The organism is Streptomyces asiaticus (assembly GCF_018138715.1).
GTDB classification, from domain to species: Bacteria; Actinomycetota; Actinomycetes; order Streptomycetales; family Streptomycetaceae; genus Streptomyces; species Streptomyces asiaticus.
On sequence record NZ_JAGSHX010000006.1, the window covers coordinates 8,279,034 to 8,295,114 of the forward strand.

The window sequence follows — 16,081 nt, forward strand, 5'->3', positions numbered from 1 at the left end:
ACTGGGGAGCGGGCGCGCGGACCAGACTTGGCAATCCGTAGGGCGGCGCAGTGGCGGCGATGGAGCGACTGACGGGACGGACAGGCATGGACGAGATACGCGACTACCCCGAACTGCGGGCTGCTGCATGCCCGTTCTCACCCCCGCCGGGATACGAGGAGCTGCGCGAGCGGTCCGCCGTCACACGGGTGCGGATGTGGGACGGCAGCACCCCGTTCCTCGTCACCGGCTATCACGAGGCGCGGACCGTGCTCGGCGACGACAGGTTCAGCGCCGACGGCACCCACAAGGCGATGCCCCGCTTTGTGAAGTTCGAGGTGCCGGCCGATGTGTTCAACCTCGGGAGGATGGACGATCCGGAGCACGCCCGGATCCGCCGCATGCTCACCGCGCACTTCACCATCCGGCGCACCGAGGCGATGCGGCCGATGATCCAGGACATCGTGGACGGCCTCCTGGACCGGCTGATCGCCGAGGGGCCGCCGGCCGACCTGGTGGCCGACTTCGCCTTCCCGCTGCCGTCCCAGGTGATCGCCGTGATGCTGGGGGTCTCCGACGCCGACTTCGCCGAGTTCCAGCGGGCGTCGCAGGGCGTCATGGACTTCACCGTGTCGACCGAGGAGATGGGCGCCGCGCTCGGTGTCATGGTGGACTACGTCTCCCGGATGTGTGCGGCCAAGCGCGCCGCCCCGGGCGACGACCTCCTCAGCCGGCTCATCGTCGACCAGGAGCGGACGGGCGCGCTCACCCAGCAACAGGTGGTCGCCACCGCCCTGGTGCTGCTGCTGGCCGGGCACGAGACCACCGCCAACATGATCGCCCTGTCCACCGTCCTGCTGCTGCGAAACCCCGACCAGCTCGCCCGGCTGCGGGCGGACCCCGGGCTGATGCCCAACGCGGTGGACGAACTGCTCCGGTACATCACGATCGTCCAGGAGGGCACCGGACGGGTGGCCATCGAGGACGTCGAGGTCGGCGGCGTACTCATCCCGGCCGGCGAAGGGGTGATCATCAACCTGCCCAGCGCCAACCGCGATCCCCACTTCGCGGGCGCCCACGAGCTGGACCTGAGGCGGCCGAACGCCCGCGAGCACATCGCGTTCGGCTTCGGCGTGCACCAGTGCCTGGGGCAGACCCTCGCCCGGGTCGAGCTCCAGATCGCCCTGGAGACCCTGGTGCGACGGCTGCCGACGCTGCGCCTGGAGGTTCCGTTCGAGGACCTGGCGTTCCTGTACGAGTCGATGAACTTCGGCGTCGCCCGTGTGCCCGTCGCCTGGTGACCGGTCACCAGGGTTGACCGGTGACCGACCGATGGCCGATGGCCGGTGACCGCGGACCGGAGGCCGGGCGGACAACAGAAGGAGAGGGGAGCACCATGGTGAAGGTCTCGGTGGATCAGGAGAAGTGCTGTGCGGCCGGACACTGCGCGCTGGCCGCGCCGGAGGTGTTCGACCAGCGGGAGGAGGACGGGGCCGTCGTGCTGCTGGACCCGAACCCGCCGCTCGCGCTCCGCAACAGCGTCGCCGAGGCGTCGTTCCTCTGCCCGGCCGCCGCGATCGCGGTAGAGGATTAGCAAGCGCTCCACACCCGATCGCGGCCCCGGCGAGACGCTTCTCGCCGGGGCCGCGCAAGCGAGGGGAAGGCAGTCTTGACCACGTCGACTTCCAGTCCGGCCGCCAGTTCCGCGTCTGCTTCCCGGCAGGTCACCGTAGGGCTGGCCGAACGCTCGTACACCGTTCACATCGGACGCGGTGTGCAGCGGCTGCTCCCGCACGTGGTGGCCGCCCTGGGGGCGCGCAAGGCGGTGGTGGTCACCGCGCGGCCCCCCGAGCGGACCCCCGACCCGGGCGTGCCCTCGCTCGTCGTACCGGCCCGTGACGGGGAGGAGGCCAAGGACCTGGCCGCCGTGACGGACCTGTGCCGCCGGTTCGTCGGATTCGGGCTGACCCGCTCGGATGTGGTGGTGTCGTGCGGCGGCGGCACCACGACCGACACGGTGGGCCTGGCCGCCGCCCTCTACCACCGGGGCACACCGGTCGTCCATGTGCCGACCTCGCTGCTGGCCCAGGTGGACGCGAGTGTCGGCGGGAAGACCGCGGTCAATCTGCCCGAGGGCAAGAACCTCGTCGGCGCCTACTGGCAGCCCGCGGCCGTGCTCTGCGACCTCGACCACCTGGACACCCTGCCCGAACGCGAGTGGCGCAACGGCCTCGGTGAGATCGCCCGCTGCCACTTCATCGGCGCGCCCGATCTCGACCGGCTGCCGCTGCTCGACCAGATCGCGGCCAGTGTGACGCTCAAGGCGGGCGTCGTCGCCGCGGACGAACGGGACTCGGGACTGCGCCACCTGCTCAACTACGGCCACACCCTGGGGCATGCGCTGGAACGTGCCACCGGGTTCGCGCTGCGGCACGGGGAGGGCGTGGCCATCGGCACGGTGTTCGCCGGGCGGCTCGCCGGCGCGCTGGGACGCATCGGCCCGGAGCGGGTCGCCGAGCACCGTGAGGTGGTCGCCCGCTATGGCCTGCCGACCGGGCTGCCCCCGCAGGTCTCCGCCCCCGAGCTGGTGGAGCTGATGCGGCTGGACAAGAAGGCCACCGACGGGCTGACGTTCGTCCTGGACGGACCCGAGGGGCCCGGACTGGTGCGCGGGATCTCCGAGGAGACGGTCAGCGCCACCCTCGCGGAGATGCCCCGCGAACCGGAGGGCTGATGTGGCGCGTATCGGAGGGGCGATGTGCCGTGAGCCGGAGGGGCGATGCGCCGCGCGCCGGAATCGCCGTACGCCACGGTATTCGGCCCTTCCCACTAGGGGCACACAGTCCCGGTAGGGGGTTGACGGTACGGCGCGCGCCCTGGATAACTGAACGGCGCGGCGCATAAATCGAGATGCGTTGGGGTCGGTTAGGGGGCGGAGGATCCGGTAGGGGTTGATGCTGGTACGGGCGTGCTGATGGAATCGTTTCCCGATCAACGTTTGGTCTGACCCAAGGGCCGCGAGTCCGCATTTCGTCGACCTCGATCGGGGACCATGAACATGCCCTACAGCTATGCCATGCCGGTGAATACCGAGCGGAATTCCCGTCCGATGGACAGAATAGGGAATGCCGCGGCGCACCTCGGACATCCATTCGGTGACTCTTCGGTGCGGCCCGGGCAGGCCCTTCTCGTGGACGGGCCGCTGGCATGCGGCAAGACGACCCTGCTCCGGTCGTTCGCCGAGCGGGCCTCGGAGGCCGGCTACCTCGCCGTCACGGCGACGTGTTCCCCCAGCGAGCGGGACCTCCCCTTCGGCGTCGTCTCCCAACTGGCCCGCGGGGTCTGGAAGTTACCAGGCGGGCTGCCCGAGGTGCCGGGGCTGTCGGCCATCCTCCACGGGACCAGCGATCCGGCGGACCAGGCCGAGACCGCCCGGCTGTGCCATCGGCTGTGCACCTCGCTGATCGACCATGCGGAGCACACCCCGCTGCTGCTCGCCGTGGACGATGTGCGGCACAGCGACCCGGCCTCCGCGCACTTCCTCCTCCAGCTGGTGCGCCGCCTGGACGCGGCACGTATCGCGGCCGTGTTCACCGACGACCTGAGCCTGCCCGCGCCGTCCCTGCCGCTCCGCTACGAACTGCTGCGCTCCCAGAGCCTGCGCCGGATCGGCCTGGGCCCGCTCAACCGCGAGCAGGTGGCGGACGTGGTCGTGGCGGAGCTGGGCGAGACCGCGAGCCACCGCGCCGGCGACGTCTACGCCGCCACCGGCGGCAACCGGCTGTTGCTGCACACCCTGCTTTCCGACTACCGCGAGCACGGCGAGCCCCGCCAGGCGGGCTACGGACAGTCCTTCCTGAGCTGTCTGCACCGCAATGAGCCGATCTTCCTGGACGTGGTGCGCGCGCTGGCCGTGGTGGGCGCGTCCTTACCCGCCACCGACCTCGCCTGGCTGACCGGCCAGGAACCCGAGCCCATCAGCCAGGTGCTGGCGGCGCTGACCGGGGCCGGGCTGATGGACGAGGGCGCGTTCCGGCACGAGGCGGCGCGGCTCGGCGTGCTCAACGACATGTCGGCGCGGGAGCGCAGGACCCTGCACCAGCGGGCCGCGCGGCTGCTGCACGACCAGGGCAGGCCCGCCACCACGATCGCCCGCCATCTGGTGCGCGCCGGGCAGATCCCCGACTCGTGGCCCGCGGAGGTGCTGCTGGAGGTGGCCGAGCAGGTGGCGGTGGGCGAAGAGCCGTCCATCGCCGTCGACCTGCTGGAGCAGTCCTTCGAGCAGTGTCCGCACGAAGAGCGGCGCGCCGCCCTCCAGGCCAAACTCGCCGAGGCGGAATGGAAGATCAACCCCTCCACCGCCACCCGCCACCACACACCGCTCTACGGCGCCGTCCGCGCCGGCCGGCTCGGCCTCCCCGACAGCGTCACCCTCCTCATGCAACTCCTGTGGAAGGGCGGTCTGACCGACGTGGAGGGGCTGCTCGCCCATCTGCGCGACGACCCCGCCGCCACGGACCAGCTCCACGCCATCGAGGCGGCGCTCACCTGCACCTACCCCTGGCTGGCCGAGCGGCGCACCGCCCCGGCACACCACGGCGGCTCCGCGGCCACGCGGGCGGCGGTGTGGCCCCGGGCCGGCACCGTGCTGGCCGACGTGCTCACCGGCGGCCAGACCCATGACACCGTACGGCGCGCCGAGGAGGTACTGCGCGAACTTCAGCTCGGCCACGACCCGGCATGCCAGGAGCAGGCGGGACTGTTCGCCCTGCTCGCGCTGGTCTACGGCGGCCGGATCGACCTGGCGTCCGCCTGGTGCGAGGGCGCGCTCGGCGAGACCGGCGGGGGACCGCACGTCCCCATGCGGCAGGCGGTGCTGGCGGCGGCCAGGTCGGAGATCGCCCTGCGCCGCGGTGACCTCGCCGAGGCCGCGGAGCGGGCCCGGGCAGCCCTCACCCATGCCTCCCCCGGCGCGTGGGGCGTGGCGATCGGGCTGCCGCTCGGCGCCCTCATCCTGGCGTGCACACGGATGGGCCGGCACGAGGAAGCGGGGTTCCACGTCGCGCAGACCGTGCCCAACGCCATGTTCAAGAGCACCTACGGGCTGCACTACCTCTTCGCCCGCGGCCACTACTTCCTCGCCGCCAACCGCCACCAGGCGGCGCTCGCGGACTTCCTGCTGTGCGGCGAACTGCTCACCGACTGGGGGCTGAGCAGCGGCTGCGACCCGGTGCCGTGGCGGATCGGGGCGGCGGAGGCCTGGCTCGCACAGGGCAACCACGACCAGGCCCGGATCCTGGTCTACCAGCAGCTCAGCCGTCCGCACACGGACGGGGCCAGGGCCCGCGGGCAGTCGCTGCGCCTCCTGGCGGCCACCAGCTCGGCCAAGCGGCGGCCGCAGTTGCTCAACGAGGCGGTGGGGCTGTTCACCGAGCAGGAGGACAAGTACGAGCTGGCCCGTACGCTGTGGGACCTCAGCCAGGCGTACCACGCGCTCGGGGAGAAGAAGCAGGCCCGCCGGACCATGCGCCGGGCCTGGCACGTGGCGAAGATGTGCGACGCGGCCTCGCTGTACGAGGAGTGGCTGCCGGCCGACGACCCCTCCCAGGCCACGGCGCTGATGCCGAAGACGGACACCGGGATCGAGCGGTTGACCCACTCCGAACGGCGTGTCGCGTCGCTGGCCGCCATGGGCTACACCAACCGGGAGATCGCCGGGAAGCTGTACGTCACGGCCAGCACCGTGGAACAGCATCTGACCCGGGTGTTCCGCAAGCTGGACATCAAGCACCGGGAGCAACTGCCCACCGAACTCTACGCCGACCGCATGGAGTTGGCGTGACAGCGGACGGCCATGCCCCGGGAGGATCCCGGGGCATGGCCGTCGTGGGTGTGCGGTGTGTGCGGTGTGCGCGGTGTCAGCGCTTGACCGCGAGCGTGATGCCATCCCCCACGGTGAGCATGCTGATCTCGACGCGTGTGTCCTCCCGGAGCAGCTTGTTCACCTCGCGCAGGGCGGCGGTGTCGGCGTCCTGCGCGGCCGGGTCGACCACCCGGCCGAAGAAGAGGGTGTTGTCCAGGACGATGAGCCCGCCGCGCCGGAGCAGCGCCAGCGACTCCTCGTAGTAGTGGGCGTATCCGGTCTTGTCCGCGTCGATGAAGACCAGGTCGAACTCCCGGCCCTCCCGCCGCAGTCCGGCGAGGGTGTCCTTCGCGTCACCGATGCGCACATCGATGCGGTCCGCCACCCCGGCGCGCTCCCAGAACGGGCGGCCGAGCTGCGGCCACTTCGGTGTGATGTCGCAGGTGATCAGCGAGCCGTCGGCCGGCAGCGCCCGCGCCATGCACAGTGTGCTGTATCCGGTGAAGGTGCCGATCTCCAGCACCGAACGGGCGCCGACGAGCCGCACCAGGAGCCCGAGGAGCTGACCTTCCTCGGGCATCACCTGCATGGCCTGCGCGGCGGGCAGACCGGCGGTCTCCGCCCGCAGCCCGGCCAGGACCTCGTCATCGCGCAGGGACAGTTCCCGTACATAGCCGAGAATTTCTTCGGTCACATCGACTTGCTGAGCCATCGGATTGCCGCACCCCGCAAAGGTGAAAGGGAAAGTCAATGCGACCGATGCTAAGAATCCGCAGACGCGCCGCGCAATGGCGCCTGCCGGAATGCTGGAACTCATATTCCGGCTGAGGGGGGTCTAGGGGGGATCCTTAGGGGATTTGCGCGAAAGCCCGGACAATATCGTGAACGCGGAAGCGCGTGTCATGGTCGGCACGTTGTTCACAACGCGCTGCGGAGGCGATGAATGAGCGGACATGCGGAAGCGCCGCGGCTCATGGTGCTGGGCGCAGGAACGATGGGACTGGGAATCACCTCGCTCGCCGTCGGCCACGGAATCCCGGTGACGGTCGTCGAGGTGGACGAGGCCAGGGCCGGCCGGACGCGGGCCGCGGTCACCGAACGGCTCCGTATGGCCCAGCTCATGGGAGCCCTGCCGGCCGGCCGGCCGCGGGGCGAGCTGGCGGTCACCGCGTCCCCGGCCGACGGCCGGGACGCCACCGCCGTGGTGGAGGCCGTCACCGAGGACACCCCCACCAAGGCCAAGGTGCTCGAGGCGGTCGCCGGGCTCACCGGAGCCCAGGTGCCACTGATCTCCAACACCTCCTCCATCCCGATCGACGAACTGGCCGGTTTCATCGCCGATCCGGCGCGGCTGGTCGGCACCCACTTCATGAACCCGCCCTATCTGATCCCCACGGTGGAGGTGATCCGCGGCCCCCGCACGGGGGACGCGGTGATGAGCGCCGTGACGGATCTGCTGCGGGCGCTGGAGCGCAAGCCGGTCGTCGTCGGCGACGGGCCGGGGTTCGTCACCAGCCGGGTGCTGCATCCGATGATCAACGACGCGATCCGGGTGGTGCAGGAGGGCACCGCGACGGTGGAGGCCGTGGACGACCTCATGCGGGAGTGCCTGGGCCACCGCACCGGGCCGCTGCGCACCGCGGACCTGATCGGCCTGGACAACCTCGCCGACTCGCTGCGCGTGCTGTACGAACGCACTGGGGACTCCCGGTGCGCGCCGAGCGAATTGCTGCTGGAGAAGGTCCGCGACGGCCACCTGGGCCGCAAGTCGGGCCGCGGGTTCTACGCATACGGGAAGGAACTGGCGTGACCATCTCATCGAAGCCGGGCAGCCACACCGCCGAGACGGTGGCGCAGGAGGTGCAGCAGTTCCTCGAACAGCGCACCAAGCAGAGCTGGGACCCGGACACCGATCTGTTCAGCAGCGGTGCCGTGTCCTCGATGTTCGCCATGGAACTGGTCGTGCACCTGGAGTCGACCTTCGACGTGGTGATCACCGGCCCCGACCTGGCGCTGGACAACTTCCGCACGGTGAACGCGATGACCGGGATGGTCCTGCGGCTGCGCGAGGCACAGCCGTGACCGACGCCGCCACCAGCCATGCCGAGCTGGTCAGCGGGTTGATCGGGGACCGGGCCGACGCCTGGGACGTGGCCGGGGAGCTGCCCCGCGACCTGCTGGTCAAACTCGGCGCCTCCGGAGTGCTGTGCGCACAGGTCGGCCCCGAGCACGGCGGCACCGGGCTGGACAGCCGGGCGGGCGGGGAGCTCACCGCGCTGGTCGGCGCCCGGTGCAGCTCCCTGCGCAGCGTGATGACCTCGCAGGGCATGGCGGCGTGGACCGTACGGAGACTCGGCGGCCCGGAGCAGTCGGACACCTTTCTGCCCCGGCTGACCTCCGGTGACCTGGCGGCGGTCGCGTTCAGCGAGCCAGGGGCGGGCAGCGACCTGTCGGCGATGGAGACCGAGATCGCCGACGACGGCACACACGTGGTCGTCACCGGGCGGAAGGTGTGGATCACCGCCGCCCACTACGCCGATCTGCTGGTGGTGTTCGGCACGTTTGGGGGCGGCGCCACGGCCGTGGTCGTGCCCGCCCGGGCGCCCGGAGTCCGGATCACCCGGGTGGCGAACCCGCTGGGCTGCCGTGCCGCGGGCCACGCGGACATCACCCTGGACGCGGTCCGGGTGCCCGCCGACCACGTACTCGGTGGCACCGGGCTGCCGCTGCCCCTCGCGACCACCGCCGCGCTCACCTACGGGCGGATGTCCGTGGCGTGGGGGTGTGTCGGCATTCTGCGCGCGTGTCTGGACGCCGCCACCGCGCACACCGCCACCCGGGAGCAGTCCGGCCGCGTACTCGCCGAGCACCAGTTGGTGGCCCGGCACCTGGCCGAGCTGTATGTCGCGGAGCGGCACGCCACCCGGGCCTGCGAACACGCCAGTGACTCCTGGGACGCCGGCTCGCCCGACATGGCGGTGGACGCGGTGCACGCCAAGTACGTGGCCTCGCGCGAGGCGGCCGAGGGCGCGGCCCGCGCCGTACAGCTCCTGGCGTCCGCCGGGGCCTCCGACGGCCATGTGGTGGCCCGGGCGTACCGCGACGCCAAGCTGATGGAAGTCATCGAGGGCACCAGCGAGATCTGCCAGCTCATCCTGGCCCAGCACACGCGGAAGCCGGTCCAGTACACGCGGAGGAAGGTGCAAGCATGACGGAGGGGAAGCCCGTGAGCGGGAGCGAGCCGCCGACGGCCGTCAAATGTCTCGTCTGGGACCTGGACAACACCCTGTGGCGCGGCACCCTGCTCGAGGACGGGGAGGTGCCGCCGTTCGAGTGGGTGCGCGATGTCATCACCACCCTCGACGAACGTGGCATTCTCCAGTCGGTCGCCAGCAAGAACGACCATGACCACGCCTGGGCGCGCCTGGAGGCGCTCGGTCTCGCCGAGTACTTCGTCCTGCCGCACATCGGCTGGGGCCCCAAGTCGGAAGCGGTGCGCGCCATCGCGGAGCGGCTGAACTTCGCCCACCGCGCCATGGCCTTCGTGGACGACCAGCCCGCCGAACGCGCCGAGGTCGCCTACCGGCTCCCCGAGGTGCGCTGCTACAAGGCCGAGGACGTGGCCGGGCTCACCGGACTGCCCGAGTTCAGCCCCGCCGTGGTCACCGTGGACTCGCGGCAGCGGCGGACCATGTACCAGTCGGGGTTCCGCCGGGACGCCGAGCGGGCCGAATTCAGCGGCCCCGACGAGGAGTTCCTGCGCACCCTGGACATCCGGATGGCCATCGCCCGCGCCACCGAGCGGGAGCTGTCCCGGGTCGAGGAACTGACCCTGCGCACCAGCCAGATGAATGCCACCGGTGTGCACTACGCCGACTCCGTACTGCGCGGACTGCTCACCGACCCCGCCCATGAGGTGCTGGTCCTCACGATGGGCGACCGGTTCGGCACGCACGGGGCCGTCGGCATCGTGCTGCTGGAGAGGCATCCGAAGGTGTGGCATCTGAAACTGCTCGCCACCTCCTGCCGCGTGGTCTCCTACGGCGCCGGATCCACCGTGCTGAACTGGCTGGCCGACCAGGCGGCGCGGGCCGGGGTGCACCTGGCCGCCGACTTCCGGCGCACCGACCGCAACCGGATGATGGAGGTCGCCTACCGCTTCGCCGGGTTCGCCGAAACCACCTGCGGGTGCGCCGCCGCCCTCGCGCCCCCCGGCGAGGAGGGGGTCGAACGCCTCCACCTCACCCCCGCGTTCCAGCCGGCCCCGACGACGTTGCGACTGACGGCGCCTGACCTCGCCGACGCGGCGCTGCCGCACTCCCGCTGACCGGCGGGCGCTTCCGCCCCGGATCCTCGCGTTCGCCTCTGACTGGTTTGGGTGATCACTGTGCTTGTGCTCGGGCTCAACGGCAACTTCTCCGCCGCGGACACCGATGTGGTGCCGCAGCTGGGCGAGGTGTTCTTCCACGACTCGGCGGCTTCTTTGATCCGCGACGGCGAACTCGTGGCCGCGGTGGAGGAGGAGCGGCTCAACCGGATCAAAAAGACGACGAAATTTCCCCTCAACGCGGTCCGTGAGTGTCTGGCCCTGGCCGGTGCGCGGCCCGAGGACGTCGACGCGGTGGGCTACTACTTTCCCGAGAGCCACATCGACACCGTCCTCAACCACCTCTACACCGAATATCCGCGGGTGCCCCTGCGCTACTCCCGGGAGCTGATCAGGGAGCGGCTGAAGGAGGGCCTGGACTGGGACCTGCCGGACGAGAAGCTGGTGTACGTACCGCACCACGAGGCACACGCGTACTCCTCGTATCTGCACTCCGGCATGGACTCCGCCCTGGTCCTGGTGCTGGACGGCCGTGGCGAGCTGCACTCCGGCACCGTCTACCGCGCCGAGGGCACACAGCTGGAGAAGCTGGCCGACTACCCCGTGGCCAAGTCACTGGGCGGGCTCTATCTGAACGCCACCTATCTGCTCGGCTACGGCTTCGGCGACGAGTACAAGGTGATGGGCCTGGCCCCCTGGGGCGACCCCGCCACCTACCGCGACACCTTCGCCAAGCTCTACACCCTCCGCGACAACGGCGAGTACGAGCTGCACGGCAACATCATGGTGCCGAACCTGGTCAGCCCGCTGTTCTACGCCGAGGGTTTCCGGCCGCGCCGCAAGGGCGAGCCGTTCACCCAGGCGCACCGCGACTTCGCCGCCGCGCTCCAGGAGACGGTCGAGAAGATCGTGCTGCACATCCTCCAGCACTGGGCGAAGACCAGCGGTCTGTCGCGCCTGTGCTTCGGCGGAGGTGTCGCCCACAACTCCAGCCTCAACGGCCTGATCCTCAAATCCGGCCTGTTCGACGAGGTGTTCGTGCACCCCGCCTCGCACGACGCGGGCGCGGGCGAGGGCGCCGCCTACGCCGCGGCGGCGAGCCTGGGCACCCTCCAGCGGCCGAGGAGGCGGCTGCTCAGCGCGAGCCTCGGCCCGGCGCTCGGCGACCGGGAGTGGATCAGGGCCCGGCTGGCCGACTGGGCGCCGCTGATCGATGTGGAGTTCCCCGACGACGCCGTGGAGACCGCGGCCGGACTCCTCGCCGGGGGAGAGGTGCTCGGCTGGGCCTACGGCCGGTCCGAGTTCGGCCCCCGCGCCCTGGGCCACCGCAGCATCGTCGCGGACGCGCGCCCCGAGGAGAACCGCACCCGCATCAACGCCATGGTGAAGAAGCGCGAGGGCTTCCGGCCGTTCGCCCCGGTGGTCACCGCGGAGGCCGCCCCCGACTACTTCGACCTCTCCGGCGCGGAGGGCCACCACGAGTTCATGTCCTTCGTGGTGCCGGTGCTGCCGGAGCGGCGTACGGAACTCGGCGCGGTCACCCACGTGGACGGCACCGCCCGGGTGCAGGTCGTCTCGGCCGAGTCGGGCGAGCGGTTCCACCGCCTGGTACGGCGGTTCGGCGAGCTCACCGGCACCCCGGTGCTCCTCAACACCTCCTTCAACAACAACGCCGAACCCATCGTGCAGAGCCTCGACGACGTGGTGACCAGCTTCCTCACCACCGACCTGGACGCCCTGGTGGTGGAGGACTGCCTGGTCCGCGCCAAACCCTCGCCCGACCTGGGCGCCCTGGTGCCGCGGTTCCGCCCGGTGACCCGGCTGGCCGAGCGCAGGACCGCCGGTCCTGACGCCTCGGCGGGAGCGAAGACCCACGAGATCTCCCTCGACTACGACGGCGGCCCGTCCGCGAAGGTGTCACCCGAGCTGTACGAACTGCTCGGCGCGGTGGACGGCACCACCACGCTCGGGGACCTGGCCAAGACCGTCGCGGGCGGGCTGTCGGAGGCGCTGGCCACCGAGGTGTTCGCCCTGTGGGAGCAGCGGTTCCTCACCCTGACCCCGGCCGGGGACATCGGGCCGTCGGCGGACGACGGCACCCGGGGGCGCTGACCCGATGGCGGCGGACCCGATCACCGAAGTGCACCGGGAGGTCACCCGGCTGCTGACGAAACTGGGCCGGCCCTCCGGCACCCGCCCGGACGCCCTCGTGGAGGCGTGCGTGGCCTGCCTGGAGGCCGCCCAGTGCACCGCGGCCGCCGCCACCGGCCAGGAACACCCGGACACCGGCGCCCAGGAAGCCCTCCATGCGGTCAACGCGGCCGCCCTGGCCATCAGATACGCCCTGGTCAAGGCGGGCGACGAACGCCGCCGCGCGGCCCGGACGGGGGAGAGCGTCACCTCGGACACCTAGTCGCTCCGCTGGATGTGCCCCGACCTGCCGTCGCTCTTGCGCGGCGCCTCTCCCGAGGTGCCATCAGACCCCGCCCCCGGCCGCGAAGCGGGATGCGGGGTCTTCGCACGCCGCCGCGTGTGCTTCTTGTGCGCGGACTGCCGCGAGATACCGAGCGGCTCGGCGATGTCGCCCCAGGCCCAGCCAAGTTCCCGGGCCCGGTCGACCTGGAGCGCCTCCATCTCGTCGACGAGCCTCCGCAGCGCTCGTACGGCGGCCAGCCCTTCGCGGATCTTGTCCGACGTCGCGGCCGCGACGAGCTCGTTCACCTCGGATTCGTCCATATTGTCAACCCAAGCTGACGCTCCGGTCGGCCGTCAAGGATCTCGGCGAGGCTTGTCAGCTTAGGTTGACACGCAGAGGTTGTCAGCCTAGGTTGACGCGAGCCCGGGCATGAATCCGCGCCCACCGATCGGGAGGAGGGATGCCATGCCGCGCGCTCAGGCAGCGCACGCCGTGGACATCGATGATCCGCCCCCACCTCGTAAACAGGCGGTCCTGGTCTTCCTGGGGCTGATGCTCGCCATGCTTCTGGGGACGCTGGACACCCAGATCGTCGCCACCGCCATGCCGACCATCAGCGGTGACCTCGGTGGCGTCGAACAGTTCGCCTGGGTCAGCACCGCGTATCTGCTGACCTTCAGCGTGACCACGCCGCTGTACGGAAAGCTCGGCGACCTCCTCGGACGCAAGCGCGTCTTCGTCTTCGCCATCGTGGTCTTCCTGATCGGCTCCGCGCTGTGCGGTGTGGCCGGGTCGATGACCCAACTCATCGCGTTCCGCGCCGTGCAGGGCACCGGCGGGGGCGGGCTCACCGTCTCGATCTTCGCGATCCTCGGCGACCTGTTCAGCCCCCGCGAGGGCGCCCGCTACCAGAGCTACGCCACCGCCACCTTCGCCGTATCCAGCGTCAGCGGGCCCCTGCTCGGCGGATTGATCACCGACCACCTCGGCTGGCGCTGGACCTTCTTCCTCAACATGCCGGTCGGCGCGACCGCCCTGCTGATGGTGACCGTCTTCCTGCCACTGCCCGACCGTCGCGGGACCCCGCGGGTCGACTACGCGGGCATCATCACGCTCGGAGGCGCCGTGAGCTGCCTGGTGCTGCTCACCAACTGGGCGGGCACCGCGTACGCATGGGGCTCCACCGTCATCGTCGGGCTGGCGATCGCCGTTCTCGCCCTGGGCCTGCTCTGGTTCGTGGCGGAGCGCCGAGCGCGCGAACCGGTCGTTCCCCCGCGCATGTTCACCAGCTCCACCTTTGCCATCTCCAACGCGGTGGCGTTCGTCGGCGGTTTCATCTCCATCGGCGCACTGAACTACCTCGCTCTGTACCTCCAGATGGTGACGGGCACCAGCCCGCAGCACGCCGGCCTGCTGATGCTTCCGATGACGGCCGGAATGCTCCTGGCCACCATGGCCACCGGCCACCTCATGGCCACGACGGGTCAGTACAAGTGGTATCCCGCCGCGAGCATGGCCGTGTCCGCGGTGGCCCTGTACCTGCTGTCGACCATGACGGCCGGCACCGGCTTCGCCGTCGCCTCCGCCTTCATGGCCGTACTCGGTCTGGGCGCCGGCCTCTCCCAGCAGGTCACCGTCGTCGCCTCGCAGAGCGCGGTCGAGGTGCGTGACGGTGCGCCGTATGCCGGAAGCCGCGCGGGACGCCTACACCTCGGCGTACGCCGACTCCCTGTCCAGCGTCTTCCTCACCGCCCTGCCACTCACCCTGGTCGGCCTGGTCTGCGCGCTCTTCCTGAAGAAGCTCCCACTCCGTGCCGGTGGCGGACCGGGCAGGGGCCGGCGATGACCAGGCGGGGGAGCCTTACGAGCGGTGGGTGGGGGGCGGGTTCAGCTGCGTGGCCAAGTCGTCCACCAGGGAGTGGAGTTCGTCCTCGTCCCTCGCGATGCCGAACAGGTAGAAGTCCGGGCGTACCAGCACCGCCAGCGCGTCCATCTCCGACAGGTAGGGCAGGTATCGGTCCTCCACGTCCAGCGCGTCCCGTGGGGCCAGGTCGGCCGTGGGTGTGTCCGCGGGGACCATGCGGACCAGTCGGGTGCCGATGCCGTCGAGGAACTTCAGGCGTCGTGCGTCCAGCGCCGGGACCACGTCCTCGGCGTAGAGGAGGACGAAACCGGTGCCCACCACGTCGTCGAACAGGCCGGTGGTCCCCGCGCGGCGGACTCGCCACTGGGGGCCCGCCTGGCCGGCGTACGGTGCCGGGCGGCCCTGACCGTCCTTTCGCAGCAGCCCGTCCACGAGCGGCTTCACCACGGAGCGGCGGGCGGCGCTCGGGCCGATGTTGCGTTTGCGTGCGGCCAGCATCGCCGCGTCACGGTCCGCCGCCGCGGCCGGGTCCGCCATGCACACCACCCGGCCCAGGCCCACCGACATCTCCACCGCGTGCCGCACATGTGCCCGCCGCTCGGTGGTGTAGGTGTCCAGCAGCGTCGGTGCCGCGTGTCCGCCGAGGACCAGGTCCAGCTTCCAGGCCAGGTTGGCCGCGTCACGGAAGCCCGAGCACATGCCCTGCCCCGCGAACGGCGGCATGAGGTGTGCCGAGTCCCCGGCCAGCAGCATCCGTCCGGCCCGCCAGCGCTCGGCCCAGCGGGCCTGGAAGGTGTAGACCGCGTGCCGGTCCAGGACGCCGTTGTCGGGCGTCACATCGAACAGCCGCAGCAGCTCCCAGGCGCTCTCCACGGTGCCGAAGTGGTCGGGGTCGTCCGCGGGCACCCGCATGAACTCGTACCGCCGGTGGCCGGGGCCCGCGGACACCGCCGTCCGGGGGCGTGCCGGGTCGCAGATCTCCAGGTTGTTCGGCCGGAACTCGCGGTGTTCGTGCAACCGCACGTCGCAGATCAGCCAGTCGTACGAGAAGTCCAGGTCCGTCATGGTGGTGCCGACACCCGTCCGCACCAGGCTGTTCGCGCCGTCGCAGCCGACCACCCACAGCGCGGTGAGGCCCGTCTTCTCCCCGTCCGGGCCGACCACGGTCAAGGTCACACGGTCGCCGTCGTCCGCGAGTCCCACCGCCTCGTATCCGCGCAGGATCCGCAGCGGTGGCAACGTCGCCCCGTGCTCGATCAGCGCGGACTCCAGGGCGGGTTGATAGGCGGACAGCGCCTCCGGCCAGGTGCAGTGGCCCCGGTCGGCCACCTCGTGGTCGATCAGCGTCTCGCCCTTGGTGTTCTGCCAGGCGTGGTCCCGCGCGGGTTCGGTGAACTTGTCGAGCGAGTCGCCGATCCCGGCCGAGGCCAGAATGCGCGCGGCCTCACTGTCGAACCCGACCGCCCGGGGGTGCCGGTACGGCTCCGGCCAGCGCTCCACCACCGTCACCCGCCGGCCGCGCTGGGCCAGCAGCGCCGACAGCAGCTGGCCCACCGGCCCATAGCCGACGATCAGCACCTCGGCCTCGATGCCGTCCGTCTCTCGCGCGGTGTCCACCGCCGTCTCCCTCCC

At 71.1% G+C, this 16,081-nt stretch carries 14 protein-coding genes and 1 pseudogene; 12 read left to right on the forward strand and 3 right to left on the reverse strand.

Annotation, left to right across the window (positions count from 1 at the left end; all coding sequences use genetic code 11):
* Positions 1-86 precede the first annotated feature (86 nt).
* The 4 genes from KHP12_RS43370 to KHP12_RS43385 all read left to right on the forward strand — a co-directional run bounded on the left by KHP12_RS43370 (position 87) and on the right by KHP12_RS43385 (position 5,821).
* Positions 87-1,280, forward strand: a complete 1,194-nt coding sequence (locus tag KHP12_RS43370) for a cytochrome P450 (RefSeq protein ID WP_211834514.1) — start codon at positions 87-89, stop codon at positions 1,278-1,280.
* Between the two features lie 98 nt (positions 1,281-1,378).
* Complete coding sequence (locus KHP12_RS43375; protein WP_211834990.1) at positions 1,379-1,573, forward strand: ferredoxin; 195 nt, start codon at positions 1,379-1,381, stop codon at positions 1,571-1,573.
* A gap of 75 nt (positions 1,574-1,648) precedes the next feature.
* Positions 1,649-2,713 carry a 3-dehydroquinate synthase family protein gene (locus tag KHP12_RS43380; RefSeq protein WP_086885361.1) on the forward strand — a complete coding sequence of 355 codons (1,065 nt, stop codon included), beginning with the start codon at positions 1,649-1,651 and terminating at the stop codon, positions 2,711-2,713.
* A 375-nt stretch (positions 2,714-3,088) separates the two neighbouring features.
* The gene (locus tag KHP12_RS43385) at positions 3,089-5,821 is read left to right on the forward strand and encodes a helix-turn-helix transcriptional regulator (protein ID WP_245010385.1); all 2,733 of its coding nucleotides are present in this window, start codon (positions 3,089-3,091) and stop codon (positions 5,819-5,821) included.
* A 76-nt stretch (positions 5,822-5,897) separates the two neighbouring features.
* Here the strand turns inward: KHP12_RS43385 and KHP12_RS43390 are convergent, their stop codons facing one another.
* Complete coding sequence (locus KHP12_RS43390) at positions 5,898-6,554, reverse strand: class I SAM-dependent methyltransferase (RefSeq protein WP_086885359.1); 657 nt, start codon at positions 6,552-6,554, stop codon at positions 5,898-5,900.
* 231 nt (positions 6,555-6,785) lie between these two features.
* On the opposite strand from KHP12_RS43390, the gene KHP12_RS43395 reads away from it, so the two are divergent.
* Genes KHP12_RS43395 through KHP12_RS43420 form a run of 6 tightly spaced genes read left to right on the forward strand, consistent with a single transcriptional unit; the run spans position 6,786 to position 12,582 of the window.
* The gene (locus tag KHP12_RS43395; protein WP_086885358.1) at positions 6,786-7,652 is read left to right on the forward strand and encodes a 3-hydroxyacyl-CoA dehydrogenase family protein; all 867 of its coding nucleotides are present in this window, start codon (positions 6,786-6,788) and stop codon (positions 7,650-7,652) included.
* Positions 7,649-7,924: an acyl carrier protein gene (locus KHP12_RS43400; RefSeq protein WP_037961686.1), complete on the forward strand. Its 276-nt coding sequence runs from the start codon at positions 7,649-7,651 to the stop codon at positions 7,922-7,924. Before KHP12_RS43395 ends, KHP12_RS43400 begins: the two co-directional genes overlap by 4 nt.
* Positions 7,921-9,054 carry an acyl-CoA dehydrogenase family protein gene (locus KHP12_RS43405; RefSeq protein ID WP_086885357.1) on the forward strand — a complete coding sequence of 378 codons (1,134 nt, stop codon included), beginning with the start codon at positions 7,921-7,923 and terminating at the stop codon, positions 9,052-9,054. Before KHP12_RS43400 ends, KHP12_RS43405 begins: the two co-directional genes overlap by 4 nt.
* Positions 9,051-10,169, forward strand: coding sequence for an HAD-IIIC family phosphatase (locus KHP12_RS43410; protein ID WP_211834515.1), 1,119 nt, complete (start codon positions 9,051-9,053; stop codon positions 10,167-10,169). Before KHP12_RS43405 ends, KHP12_RS43410 begins: the two co-directional genes overlap by 4 nt.
* Positions 10,170-10,220: 51 nt before the next feature.
* Positions 10,221-12,281 carry a carbamoyltransferase family protein gene (locus tag KHP12_RS43415; protein ID WP_086885355.1) on the forward strand — a complete coding sequence of 687 codons (2,061 nt, stop codon included), beginning with the start codon at positions 10,221-10,223 and terminating at the stop codon, positions 12,279-12,281.
* Between the two features lie 4 nt (positions 12,282-12,285).
* Positions 12,286-12,582, forward strand: coding sequence for an O-linked N-acetylglucosamine transferase (locus KHP12_RS43420; protein WP_086885354.1), 297 nt, complete (start codon positions 12,286-12,288; stop codon positions 12,580-12,582).
* On the opposite strand, the gene KHP12_RS43425 is transcribed toward KHP12_RS43420, so the two are convergent.
* Positions 12,579-12,905, reverse strand: a complete 327-nt coding sequence (locus tag KHP12_RS43425) for a hypothetical protein (RefSeq protein WP_308017010.1) — start codon at positions 12,903-12,905, stop codon at positions 12,579-12,581. The two genes, KHP12_RS43420 and KHP12_RS43425, sit on opposite strands and share 4 nt — an antisense overlap.
* 241 nt (positions 12,906-13,146) lie before the next feature.
* Between KHP12_RS43425 and KHP12_RS53650 the strand changes: the two are divergent.
* Positions 13,147-13,821 (forward strand): annotated as a pseudogene (locus tag KHP12_RS53650) (MFS transporter); the annotation flags it as partial.
* Positions 13,822-14,266: 445 nt separating this feature from the next.
* On the forward strand, positions 14,267-14,431 hold the full coding sequence (locus KHP12_RS43435) for a hypothetical protein (protein WP_167442829.1): 165 nt from the start codon (positions 14,267-14,269) through the stop codon (positions 14,429-14,431).
* Positions 14,432-14,446: 15 nt separating this feature from the next.
* On the opposite strand, the gene mhpA is transcribed toward KHP12_RS43435, so the two are convergent.
* Positions 14,447-16,066, reverse strand: coding sequence for a bifunctional 3-(3-hydroxy-phenyl)propionate/3-hydroxycinnamic acid hydroxylase MhpA (mhpA, locus tag KHP12_RS43440; protein WP_308036201.1), 1,620 nt, complete (start codon positions 16,064-16,066; stop codon positions 14,447-14,449).
* Between the last annotated feature and the right edge of the window lie 15 nt (positions 16,067-16,081).